This is a genomic window from Paenibacillus shirakamiensis, from assembly GCF_017874255.1.
Lineage (GTDB): Bacteria > Bacillota > Bacilli > Paenibacillales > Paenibacillaceae > Fontibacillus > Fontibacillus shirakamiensis.
On sequence record NZ_JAGGLD010000001.1, the window covers coordinates 655,658 to 668,875 of the forward strand.

At 43.3% G+C, this 13,218-nt stretch carries 9 protein-coding genes; all 9 read left to right on the plus strand.

Annotated features, from left to right (window positions below):
• The first annotated feature begins 130 nt into the window (after window positions 1-130).
• A complete protein-coding gene (purT, locus tag J2Z69_RS03130; RefSeq protein WP_209859056.1) occupies window positions 131-1,312 on the plus strand; it encodes a formate-dependent phosphoribosylglycinamide formyltransferase in 1,182 nt (393 codons plus the stop codon).
• Window positions 1,309-1,764 carry a GNAT family N-acetyltransferase gene (locus tag J2Z69_RS03135; RefSeq protein WP_209859058.1) on the plus strand — a complete coding sequence of 152 codons (456 nt, stop codon included), beginning with the start codon at window positions 1,309-1,311 and terminating at the stop codon, window positions 1,762-1,764. Before purT ends, J2Z69_RS03135 begins: the two co-directional genes overlap by 4 nt.
• Before the next feature lie 132 nt (window positions 1,765-1,896).
• A complete protein-coding gene (locus J2Z69_RS03140; RefSeq protein WP_209859060.1) occupies window positions 1,897-3,552 on the plus strand; it encodes a response regulator in 1,656 nt (551 codons plus the stop codon).
• On the plus strand, window positions 3,549-5,330 hold the full coding sequence (locus tag J2Z69_RS03145) for a cache domain-containing sensor histidine kinase (RefSeq protein ID WP_209859062.1): 1,782 nt from the start codon (window positions 3,549-3,551) through the stop codon (window positions 5,328-5,330). The genes J2Z69_RS03140 and J2Z69_RS03145 overlap by 4 nt, the downstream gene beginning before the upstream one ends.
• Window positions 5,327-6,307, plus strand: coding sequence for a substrate-binding domain-containing protein (locus tag J2Z69_RS03150; protein ID WP_209859064.1), 981 nt, complete (start codon window positions 5,327-5,329; stop codon window positions 6,305-6,307). Before J2Z69_RS03145 ends, J2Z69_RS03150 begins: the two co-directional genes overlap by 4 nt.
• Window positions 6,308-6,579: 272 nt before the next feature.
• A complete protein-coding gene (locus J2Z69_RS03155; protein WP_209859066.1) occupies window positions 6,580-7,602 on the plus strand; it encodes a galactose ABC transporter substrate-binding protein in 1,023 nt (340 codons plus the stop codon).
• A gap of 123 nt (window positions 7,603-7,725) precedes the next feature.
• On the plus strand, window positions 7,726-9,237 hold the full coding sequence (locus tag J2Z69_RS03160; RefSeq protein WP_209859068.1) for a sugar ABC transporter ATP-binding protein: 1,512 nt from the start codon (window positions 7,726-7,728) through the stop codon (window positions 9,235-9,237).
• Between the two features lie 24 nt (window positions 9,238-9,261).
• On the plus strand, window positions 9,262-10,269 hold the full coding sequence (mglC, locus tag J2Z69_RS03165; RefSeq protein ID WP_209859070.1) for a galactose/methyl galactoside ABC transporter permease MglC: 1,008 nt from the start codon (window positions 9,262-9,264) through the stop codon (window positions 10,267-10,269).
• Between the two features lie 429 nt (window positions 10,270-10,698).
• Complete coding sequence (locus J2Z69_RS03170) at window positions 10,699-13,194, plus strand: glycosyl hydrolase family 18 protein (protein WP_245338929.1); 2,496 nt, start codon at window positions 10,699-10,701, stop codon at window positions 13,192-13,194.
• The last annotated feature ends 24 nt before the right edge of the window (window positions 13,195-13,218 follow it).

A 13,218-nucleotide genomic window follows, 5' to 3' on the forward strand; every position in this document is an offset into this window, starting at 1 on the left:
GGATTCGAAAATTTGTAACTTGTTGTCGATTTAGAAGAAATTTTATGTGGAGCATACTTGCATTCTGGACAAGAAACCCCGAAAATGGATAAGAAGAAACAACTTATCTTGTAGGGGGAAAATCGGACCAATGTGGGGTGCTCCTCTTTCTAGTCGTGCCAGAACCATGCTATTACTTGGCAGTGGTGAATTAGGTAAAGAAGTGATTTTAGAAGCTCAGCGTCTTGGCGTCCGAACTATTGCGGTTGATCGTTATGCGGATGCACCTGCCATGCAGGTTGCTCATCATTCGTTTGTGCTAGATATGCTCGATGCAGACGCATTGAAGGCGCTTATACGGCAAGAACGTCCTGATGTCATTGTCCCGGAAATTGAAGCTATTGCTACTAACGCATTGCTTGAACTCGAGCAAGAAGGCTATCATGTTGTCCCTACAGCACGTGCTGCAAGACTTACTATGGATCGCGAAGGTATTCGTCGTCTGGCTGCGGAAGAACTTCACTTGCCAACAGCCGCTTACCGTTTTGCAGCATCACTAGATCAACTTAAAGATGCTTTGAAGGAGCTCGGAACTCCGTGTGTGGTGAAGCCACTCATGAGTTCATCGGGCAAAGGCCAGTCGGTATGCCGGACACCCGAGGATGCAGAGGCAAGTTGGAAGGTTGCATTAGAAGGTGCTCGTGCAAAGACAGCTACGGTTATTGTAGAATCTTTTGTAGATTTTGAGAGTGAGATTACGTTACTTACCGTTCGGTCTGTTACAGGCACTACATTTTGTCCACCTATTGGACATATTCAGAAGGATGGAGACTATGTAGAGTCTTGGCAACCTCACTTTATGAGTGCGGACCTTCTTCTAGAAGCTCAAGATGTGGCTAAGCAGATTACGGATGCATTAGGTGGGTATGGTCTTTTCGGCGTGGAATTATTTCTAACGAAACAAGGGGTTTTATTTAGTGAAGTATCTCCTAGACCCCATGATACAGGAATGGTTACAATGATCACTCAAGATCTTTCGGAATTTGCTCTTCATATTCGAGCTATTCTCGGTCTTCCTATTCAATCCGTTCATCTTTTAACACCTGGCGCTTCAGCTACGCTGAAATCTAACCAGGAAGGTGAAGAATTTGTAATAGGTGGGTTGGACGAAGCTCTTGCAATTCCTCGTACACAGGTAAGAATTTTCGGTAAGCCGCTCAGTAAGCCGGGGCGCAGGATGGCTGTTGCTCTAAGTGCATCTGATGATGTGGAGACAGCTCGAATCCGTGCTAAAAAAGCGGCAAGTCTATTAAAGGTGGAATGGACTGTATGAGTAATCAGGTATATGCTCCGGCGCTCTTAATCCGCAAATGTTCAGGTAATGATGCGAAAGCGATTACGGTGTTAATGCGTCAACTTCGTTATCCGACAACCGTCAGCGTAATGAAAGAACGGTTAACCTCGCTTGAGAATCATCCGCATTATCGCAGTTTTGTGGCTGAGCTTGACGGTAAAGTCGTAGGTACTATAAGTCTCAGACAGTTTCAAACCAATGATATGGAACGTCCTGTTACACGTATTACCTCTTTAATTGTTGATGAAGATCACAGGGGTAAGGGTATTGGCAAATTGCTTATGGCTGAGGTTGAAGCTTGGGGCAAGCGTAAAGGCAGTGAAGAATTATTCCTTTCAACAGGGGATGATCACAGGCTGGAGGCCAAACCATTCTACGAGCATTTGGGATTCCAATGTTCTGGATACCGTCTTTCTAAATCCTTGATATAATAGTCTAACTTTACTAATCATCCCTAATGGGATGATTTTTTTTTTTGCAGAATGTGACATTGAGAGTTAAGGAGTAAACGGTTACAATGAGAAATGCATTAATTTGTGAGTAGGACTTGAAGGGGGGCTCCCATGTATAAATTAATTCTTGTGGATGATGAGTCGGACGTACGTGAAGGATTGCTTCACGAGATCGATTGGAACTCTTGGGGATTTGAAGTTATAGAGACGGCCGAGAATGGATGTGAAGCCATGGAGATGATTGAACGCTTCCAGCCTGATGTCGTAGTCACCGATATTCAAATGCCTTTTATGAATGGCTTAGAATTATCTGCTTGGATTCGGGAACATTACCCAGCCACCAAAATTATTATTCTTACCGGATTCGAAGAATTCGAGTATGCCCAAAGAGCTGTCAAGTTACAAATTGATGAGTATATTTTGAAACCTTTTTCTTCTAGAGAACTTATAGATATTTTACTTAAGGTTCGAGCTCAAATTGATCAGGAAGTCTCTTTTAGAGAAAATGTCTATACGCTTACGGAGCATTATCGTCAGAATTTACCTGTTCTACAAAGCATCTTTTTATCTTCACTGATTACGCGTCGCTTGAATGCACAGGATATCGAGGAGAAATGTAGTCATTATAACATCTATTTGGAAGGGGCGATCTATGTTGTATCCTGCCTTCGGATAGATTCAGGAAGTCAACATCAAGAATCGGAATCTGGCAAACGTGTGGATTCTGTCTCTTCTTTGCTACATAGCAGCGATCAGGATCTACAGCTATATGCTGTGCTCAATATTGCTCAAGAAATTACGGACAAATATGAAGCGGGTTATACATTCATCCATCATGATGAAGTCATTGTGATTCATGTTCATAAAGTACAAGAGGAAATATCCTTAGCCGAGATTAATCTGACGATGCTTGAAGAAATTTTACACAGTGTGGACAGATATTTGAAGCTCACGGTAACGGCGGGAGCAGGCCGAGTAAAACGTTCCATTCAAGATCTTCCTTCTTCTTATAAGGAATCAGTGCAAGCATTAGACTATCGCCTTATCTTAGGAGGCAATAAAGTTTTTTGGATTGAAGATATGGATAACCGTACCCATCAACCGCTGGAACTGTCAGCATTTCAAGATCAGGAATTGGGAAGATGTCTGAAGCTGGGGACAGAAGAAGAAATCAATCTGATGATGGATCAGCTCTTTGATAAGATCAATGCATCCGGTACTTCATCTCAAGAATTTCGTATATATTTGCTAGAGATTCTAACCTGCGTCATTAAGTCAGCTAAAGAAATTCATGTGGATTTGGACCGATTGTTTGGAGATGGAGATACGGGTGTGACTGAAATATCAAAGTTTACCCACTCCAGTGAAGCGAAAGAATGGTTCCGTGATATAGGTCTGAGACTGCGCAGCTCCATTGCTATGGACCGCCAATCAAGCTATAGCAAACTTGTCGATGAAGCGCAGGAGTATATACGTCATCACTACCGTGACAGTGAACTTTCCATATCTAGAGTGTGTAGCGTACTGCATATTAGCACAGGTTATTTCAGCAATATTTTTAAAAAAGAAAAGAAGATGACCTTTGTTCAATATTTGATGACGCTTAGAATGGAAGCTGCGCAAGAATTGTTGCAGGGAACCGACATGAAGGCTTTTGAGATTGCTGAACATATTGGCTTTTCAGATCCCAACTATTTCAGTTTTTGTTTTCGAAAGAAGTATGGTATATCTCCCAAAGATTACCGGAGTGGGATTCGGGAGTCATGAGTCTGAGAAATCGTCTTGTCGAACCGTTTGAGAAAATTCATTATAAGAAAATTCAGGTAATTATTACGTTTTCTTTTCTGACCCTAACGATAGGGATGGTTGTGCTGGTAAGCATTATGTTATATAACAAATTCTCTAAATCTGCTGAAGATAACGCTTATCTGAATATAGGTCAGATTATTGATCAAGTGAACACCAACCTCGAATTTTATGTATCGGGAATGAAGGATATATTCGAAGTTGTTCAAGACAATATTGCAAATTCTCATGACATTTCGGGGGTGCAGTTACACGAACAGTTAAGCACGATTCTTAATACACGCAAAGATCTGGTCTCCATCGCTCTATTTACGGAAGATGGGCAACTTGTGCACAATACACCCCAAATAAGTATGCGGCCGAACTCGATGCTGACGAAGCAAGGATGGTTTGAGAACGCGAAGCAGCACCCAGGGGTACTGCAATTCTCTGCTCCACATATTGAGAACCTCTTCAAACAGCCCTATCGCTGGGTAGTCTCTATGAGCAAAAAGATAGAGTATTATGAGCAGGGCCGGGAACAGGCGGGAATTCTTATGGTGGATATTAATTTTAAGACCATCGATGAATTGAGCAAGCGCGTAAGCTTGGGAAAAAAGGGATATGTGTACATTATTGATGGCTTAGGGAACATTGTATATCACCCCCAGCAACAGCTTATTTATGCCGGGTTGAAATATGAGAATCTTGAATCCGTGTTGAATTATGCCTATGGTACTTATGTCGATGAATCCACAGGTGAGGAACGCATTATTACGATTAAAACGGTTGAGCCAACGGGATGGCGCGTAGTGGGGGTTACTTATGCAGATGAGACGATGACAACTCGGAAGGACCTAGGTAGCTTCATGATTTGGTTCCTTTTGATTGTGCTAATTATTGTACTTATTGTATCCGTATTCGTGTCGTATAAAATTTCCAAGCCACTACGTGTACTAGAGCGGTCAGTCAAAAAAGTGGAGGATGGTGATTTCGGTGCCATTATCGATGTGAGCGGGGCCTACGAAGTTGAGCAATTATCCAAACGATTTAACTTGATGATTCGCCGTATAAGAGAATTAATGGATCAGATCGTCAAGGAACAAGAAGGCAAACGCAAAGGAGAGTTAGAAGTTCTTCATGCTCAGATTAATCCCCACTTTCTCTATAACACGCTGAATTCAGTTACTCGTCTAGCCGAGATGGGCCGTAAGGAAGAAGTCGTGACGACGATCACGTCATTATCTAAATTTTTCCGAATCAGTCTAAGCAAGGGAAAGCATGTCATTACGCTCGAAGATGAGTTAGAACATGTGAGGAACTACCTTATTATTCAGAAGATTCGCTTCAAAAATAAATTTCGATATGAGATTGACGCGCAAGTTGAGGCCTTAAGCTGCATGACCTTAAAGCTTATTTTACAACCGCTTGTAGAGAATGCCATTCATCATGGCATTGAAATGATGGTGGACGAAGGGTTCATAGGGATCTATGCATGGATTGAACAAGATGAATTGTTCCTCAGAGTGACAGACAATGGACTCGGAATGACCGAAGAGAGAGTAGCCAAAGTTCTATCAAACGAAGGACATTTAAGTGGTAGAGGATCGGGCGTGGGCGTTAGAAATGTGCAAGAACGAATCGGACTTTACTATGGGAATGCTTATGGTCTAACGTTCGAAAGTGAGCTTGAAGAAGGGACGACGGTCACGATACGACTTCCTATAATTCGGGCTGTGGACCAAGGGGGAGACCTATGAACCGAAGTAAACTTGTCGGAAGATTTGTAGTGCTAGCTCTATTGTTCCTATCCGCAGCCTCATGTTCTTTACATGCAGACCTTGGGCAGAAAAGTAGTGCGGTCACGCATGTAGATATGATCGTGAAGATGGATCATGGCGATTATTGGAAGACGGTAAAGATGGGGGCAGAAGTAGCCGCCAAGGAATATAATGTGCAATTGAACTTTAAAGCGCCTACAAATGAAAATGATTATGCTGCGCAAATCCAAATGATGAAGCAATCTATTGCGGATCATACGGAAGCTATTATTTTATCCGCAAGTGACTATATGGCTTTGGCTCAAGTAACAGATCAGGCTTCCTATGCTGGAATTCCAGTCATCTCTATGGATGCTGAAGTCGCTTCGACAAAGGTTAAGACCTACATCGGGGCTAACAACTATGAAGCTGGACAAAAAGCCGCACAGCGCCTTATTCAGCTCACAGGGCCAGATAGCGAGATTGGCATTATTAACTTTGTCCAAGGGGCACGCAATGCAGATCAGAGAGCAGAAGGGTTCATGGATTATGTGGCACGATTCTCAGGTATACACTTAGTCGGTAACGTATATTGTGGCTCAGATGAACTGAAGGCGAAGCGACTCACGCAACAAATGATTCTAGAATATCCACATTTAGAAGGTATTGTGGCTTTAAATGCGGAGGCTTCTATCGGTGTCGGCAAAGCTATCGATGCTACTGGTCAAGGGGGCCACATCCAATTAATCACATTCGATAATCCTCCAGAAATGCTAGAGAAATTGCAAGAGAAAATCGTCCAAGCGATGGTCGTACAAAATCCGTATAGTAATGGATATTTAGCCGTAAAATCGGCTGTAGAAGCGGCAGAGGGTAAAGATATTGCTGAACGCTTAGATACGGGAACAAAGTTAATTGATCTAGATAATATGTTATGGCCCGAGAATCAGAAATTGTTATTCCCCTTTGTGAAATAAGAAAGATGTCCAGACAGCTGGCTTAGAAATTGACGATGTATATACTGAACACGTTCACTTCTTCCAAGGAGATGGGTACGTTGTTCTTTTTTTATGGACAAAAAGGTTTTATGAATAGAGGTCTTCATATTATATAAATGTGATGAGAATTTTTATAGAAACACATGAGAATTTTACATTCGCAAAATTCATTCCATGCGACATAATTGTAAACGTATTCATCATTTACAGTTGAATATCACAAGACATATATCAGGAGGTCAAAGAAAAATATGAAAAAACTAAGTATGGTCATCCTTGCAACAACAGTACTGGGTGCTGCCCTTGCCGGTTGCGGCGGAACTAAAGATAATGCTTCTTCAACTGAACCCAGTGTAGGCGTAGCGATCTACAAATTCGATGACACATTCATGACGGGTGTTCGTAACTCCATTGAGAAATATGCGAAAGGCATCGCAAAAGTTGACATCGTTGACTCTCAGAATTCCCAACCTACGCAAAACGATAAAATTGACTTATTCCTGACTAAAAATACAAAATCTCTGATCGTGAATCCCGTTGACCGCACAGCAGCAGGTGTCATCATTGATAAAGCAAAGGCAAAGGACGCTCCCGTCGTATTCTTGAACCGTGAACCGCTTCCTGAAGATATGAAGAAATGGGATAAAGTGTACTATGTAGGAGCCAAAGCTGAAGAATCCGGTACGCTTGAAGGTGGATTGGTTGTAGATTACTGGAAGGCTCATCCTGAAGCGGATAAGAACAAAGACGGCGTACTCCAATACGTAATGCTTAAAGGTGAGCCGGGACACCAAGATGCTGAGAGCCGCACCAAATTCTCCATTAAAGCTGTTGAAGATGCTGGAATCAAAGTGGAAAAATTGGCTGAAGACACAGCGATGTGGGACCGTGTAAAAGGTCAAGAAAAAATGGCAGCTTTTCTTGCTGCGCACGGTGACAAAATCGAAGCTGTATTCGCGAACAATGATGACATGGCACTCGGTGCTGTTGAGGCATTGAAAGCTGCTGGATACTTTAAAGGCGATAAATATGTTCCTGTAGTGGGTGTAGATGCTACGGCTCCAGCTCTTCAAGCGCTTGGTGATGGTACGCTACTCGGAACCGTATTAAATGATGCGAACAATCAAGGTAAAGCGGCAGTAACTTTGGCTTCCCTACTTGCGCAAGGGAAAGAAATTACCAAAGACAGCGTCGGCTATGAAGTGACCGATAAACAATTCATTTGGATTCCATATAAGAAAATCACCAAAGAAAACATGAGTGAGGTTAAGTAAAATATATCGCTTCTCCGTAACGACAGAAATGCGAGGGGCTTACGCATCTATGCGGCAAGCCCCTGATTAATTAAAAGTGGATTAGACCTATAGAGAATGCTGCAGTGAGGGAGTGAACGAGAAATGGCTGACCATAAATATATGCTGGAAATGAAGTCCATCTCTAAAGAGTTCCCCGGTGTAAAGGCACTGGATGGCGTAACTCTTGAAGTAAGACCCGGAACAGTTCATGCTCTGATGGGGGAGAATGGTGCGGGAAAGTCTACGCTCATGAAATGCCTATTCGGTATATATCAGCCGGATGGTGGAGACATCTTTTTGAACGGTGAACCTGCAAAAATCAATAATTCCAGTGATGCACTGGCTGCGGGAATATCGATGATTCACCAAGAGCTGCATCCGGTTCCTTTTCGAAATGTAATGGAAAATATTTGGCTTGGACGCTTTCCTGTTCGAGGAATCGGGCCTTTTCAATTTGTAGATCACAAAAAAATGTTCAAAGATACCGAGGATCTTTTCAAGGACCTAGACATTGATTTGAATCCAGACACCTTAGTAGGCAAATTATCTGTATCCAAAATTCAGTCTATCGAGATTGCAAAGGCGGTCTCATTTAACTCTCGAATTATAGTAATGGACGAACCTACATCTTCCTTAACCAGTGTGGAAGTGGAGCATTTATTCCGGATCATTCGGGATCTCCAAAAGCGGGGTGTGTCGATTATTTATATATCTCATAAGATGGAAGAAATCTTGCAGATCTCTGACGATGTCACTATTATGCGGGATGGTAAAAAGATTGGCACGTGGCCTTCTTGCGAAATGACGACGGATTTAATTATATCGAAGATGGTTGGTCGGGACCTTTCGAGCCGTTTCCCAGATCGTGACAACATCCCTGGAGAAGTTATTCTCAAGGCCGACAATCTTACTTCTTCTGTAGATAAGTCTTTCCGAAATGTATCGTTTGAGCTGCGAAAAGGAGAAATTCTCGGTATCGGAGGCCTTGTGGGGGCACAGCGGACGGAACTTATTGAGGCCTTGTTCGGCTTGCGTGATCTTAAAGAAGGCACGATCTCTATGTATGGCAAAGTGGTCAAGATTCACTCCCCTCAAGATGCGAAGAAACATGGTCTTGCTTTGCTAACAGAAGAAAGACGTACGACAGGGATATTCCCCGTGTTATCTGTGCATGAGAATGGAGCTATTGCCAATCTAGGGAATTATATGACGCCATATGGATTGCTAGATGAGAAGAAGAAGCGTACCGAAACGAATGAAATGATAGCCAAACTTAGGACGAAAACACCCCATATGCGTACGCAAATTATGAACTTGTCCGGCGGTAATCAACAGAAGGTATTGCTTGCAAGATGGTTACTCACCAAACCGGAGATACTGCTCCTAGATGAACCAACACGCGGCATTGACGTAGGTGCGAAGTTTGAGATTTATTCCATTATTGCGGACCTTGCCAAGCAAGGGAAAAGTATTGTCATGATCTCCTCTGAAATGCCAGAACTGTTAGGGATGTCAGACCGCATATTAGTCATGTCCGAAGGGAAATTAACGGGAATTGTAGATGGAAAACAGACTTCTGAAGAAGAAATTATGCGGCTAGCCGCTCAGCACTAGGTAGGAGAAGGAGGAGCTATAAAAATGAATACAAAGAGAATGCAAGAGGTTATCTCACAGAATGCCATTTACATCGTTCTTGTCGTATTGGTATTAGGAATCGCGATCTATGATCCATCATTTGTTAGTATAAATGCATTACGAGATATTTTAATTCAGTCCTCTACGCGTACGATTATCGCGTTAGGTGTGGCTTTTATCCTTATCACAGGAGGAACGGATCTCTCTGCTGGTAGGATGGTAGGGCTAACCGCCGTCATCTCGGCTTCTATGTTGCAGTTACAAGATTATCCACGGCGCTTCTTCCCGAATATGGGTGAGCTTCCCGTAATTGTTCCGGTATTGCTTGCTATCTTGGTAGGACTCATCTTCGGTATGATGAATGGATGGATTGTGGCAAAGTTAAAAGTACCTCCATTTATCGCAACTTTAGGTACGATGGTCATTATTTACGGAGTGAACTCCCTGTATTTCGATTCTGAGCCGAATCAATCCCAGCCGATCGGTGGACTGAGACCAGATTTCACGAAATGGGGTTCCGGTAGTATAGGTTCAGGCCCGTATTCCATACCTTATATTGTAATTATCGCTATATTTGTAGCTATGGTCGTATGGGTGATGTTCAACAAAACTCGCCTAGGTAAAAACATGTATGCTATAGGTGGCAATGAACAAGCTGCGAAAGTCTCTGGAATTAATGTCTCTAAAAATTTGATCATGATATATTCCATTGCTGGAGCTTTATACGGTCTAGCTGGCGTGTTAGAAGCTGCAAGAACAGGCGGGGCAACCAATAACTACGGTAATATGTATGAGCTTGATGCGATTGCGGCATGTGTAGTCGGTGGTGTATCTACCACCGGCGGAATCGGGACGGTTCCCGGTGTCTTAACTGGGGTTGTCATCTTTACGGTCATCAACTATGGTCTGACCTTTATCGGTGTAAGTCCTTATTGGCAATTGATCATTAAGGGATTAATCATCGTGGCAGCTGTAGCATTTGATATGCGTAAATATGCTTCAAAGAAATAAGCAAGAACAGATAAAGAGTATCTCTGAAGGCCAGTTTACTGGCACGGAGATGCTCTTTTTATTGTTCTTAGAAAGGAGAATAAATAGAGGGGGAATCTACTACTAGATGTTCGTTTAAATAGTGGAAATTTATCCTTCACAGACGCTTGAAGAACTCAAACATTGAGACTAGAATAAGTATCATCAAAAAATAATTAGTAATTTTTGGTGCGATTTTATCCCTTACACGTCCCTATGGACATCTCGTTTTTTTGAAAATGAAAACGCATTATATGTAAGTTTGTCCATGGACAAATCCGCATGGTTGCCGCATGCATGAAAGGAGGTGAGGCGTTACACCCGTGAGTAGTATCTCTTGGAACCCGCGTTCAAACTATCAAGGACGCACGTTTCAAGCATCTAAAGCCGAAAGAAGGATGAATAATGTACTTGAAATCGCAATTTCGTAAGAAATCTTTTGCTGCATGCTTGACTTTACTTTTGTTACTTTCCTCTTGGACGGTAGCAAATGCAGCTCCAGCAGCAACCGCAGCAGGAACAACTGCGACACCAGCAGCAGGAGCTGTAAAAGCCGCTGCAAATTCATCCTACAAGGTGGTAGGTTACTTCACGGATTGGGGTGTCTATGATCCGAACTACCAAGTAGAGAACATTGATGCTTCCAAGTTGACGCATTTGAATTACGCTTTTGCTGATTTATGTTGGAATGGTAAGCATGGTAACCCTTCGAATGATCCAGGCAATCCGAATAAGACGACCTGGAACTGTACTGACAAAGGCGTACCGACACAGACTGGTACCGTACCTAATGGAGCTATTGTGTTAGGCGACCCTTGGTCTGACGTCAACAATAGTGATGGCGTTCCACTCGAGTGGGAAGATTGCGAGAAGGGCAAGTGCGGTAACTTCTACAAGTTGAAAGTCCTGAAGCAAGCCAATCCTAATCTAAAGACACTGCTGTCTGTAGGGGGATGGACGTGGTCCAATCATTTCTCTGATGTAGCTGCCGATTCAACGGCACGGACAAATTTTGCGAATTCGGCTGTGAATGTCATTCGTACTTATGGATTTGATGGCATTGATATTGACTGGGAATATCCAGTAAGTGATGGTCTTCCAGACAACAGTCGCCGTGCAGCAGACAAACAAAATTTCACCCTTCTTCTTCAAGAAACACGCAATAAACTTGCTGCGGCCGGAGCACAAGATGGCAAATCTTATTTGCTAACTATCGCTAGCCGCGCGAATGAATCTTATACGCAGACGACAGAATTATCGAAGATTTCCAATATTTTAGACTGGATTAACATTATGACGTATGACTTCCATGGAGATTGGGAGACGTCTACGAATCATAACGCTGGCCTTTATTCCGATCCTAATGATCCAGATGTGAACAAATTCAGTGCAGATTATGCGGTAAATGCTTATATTAATGCCGGTGTAGCCCCATCTAAGATCGTGCTGGGTGTTCCATTTTATGGTAGAGGATGGAAGGGGTGTGCGGCTGGACCCAATGGAGACGGTCAATATCAAGTATGTACACCAGACTTCAATGGTAGCACTACGCCAACGGGAACTTGGGATACATTTGAGACAGGCGCTTCAGGAATGTTCGATTATGGTGATCTTGCTGCCAATTATGTGAACAAGAATGGATTTGTTCGCTATTGGAATGCAACGGCCCAAGTGCCTTATCTGTATAATCCAACAAGCAAAATATTCATCAGTTATGAAGATCCACAGTCCTTAGCGGCGAAGACTAGTTACATCAAGAGCAAAGGGCTTGGCGGCGCGATGATCTGGGAACTGAGTGAGGACTGCAGAACAAGTCCGAAATTTACATGTACGGGAACTAAATTGCTAACGCAATTAGGGACAGATCTGAATGTGAATTCTACGACGCCTCCAGTGACAGATACGACAGCACCTTCTGTGCCTGCGAATCTTACTTCCACAGCAAAAACAAGCACGTCTGTCACCTTGAAATGGGATGCATCTACAGACAATGTGGGTGTAACAGGATATGACGTGTATCAGGGATCTACGTTGCTTACAAGAGTCACGGGAACAACCTATACGGCTACAGGGTTGACAGCTCAGACTGCTTATACTTTTACTGTTAAAGCTGCGGATGCTGCGGGTAATATTTCTGCGGCAAGTTCAAGCTTAGCTGTGACGACTTCCGCTCCAGCTACGACAGATACACAAGCACCTACAGCACCAACGAATCCAGTGGTTTCCGCGATTACGGATAAGGGTGCCACCCTGACTTGGACGGCATCCACAGATAACGTGGGCGTAACTGGATATCAGATTTTCCAAGGAACGACGAGCGTGGCTACGACGACGGGGACAACATTTAACTTAACAGGACTTACAGCTAATACTTCATACACGTATACCATAAAAGCTAAGGATGCAGCGGGTAATGTCTCTGCAGCAAGTAGTGCGGTTACATTCAAGACATTAGCGGCTGCGAGTACAGATACACAGGCTCCGACCACTCCAACAGCTGTGACGGCTTCATCCAAGACGGATACCTCTGTTGTATTGAAATGGACAGCATCCACGGACAATGTAGGCGTAACAGGATATGATATTTATAAAGGCACAACGCTCGCAGGTTCCGTATCCGGTACAACATTAACTTACACGGCAACAGGTCTTACCGCTTCTACAGCGTACTCTTTCACGGTGAAAGCGAAAGATGCAGCAGGGAATGTATCTGCGGCAAGTACCGCATTAAGTGTAACAACGAATGCAGCAACACCGACGACTACACCTGCTTGGGCTCCCAACACGGCTTATGCAGTAGGTGCAGAAGTGACTTACAACGGAGCCGTATATGTATGCCGTACAGCTCATACTTCGTTGACAGGCTGGGAACCGTCTAATGTTCCAGCGCTCTGGACGAAGAAGTAATTTAGGAACAGCTAACTTCTAAAT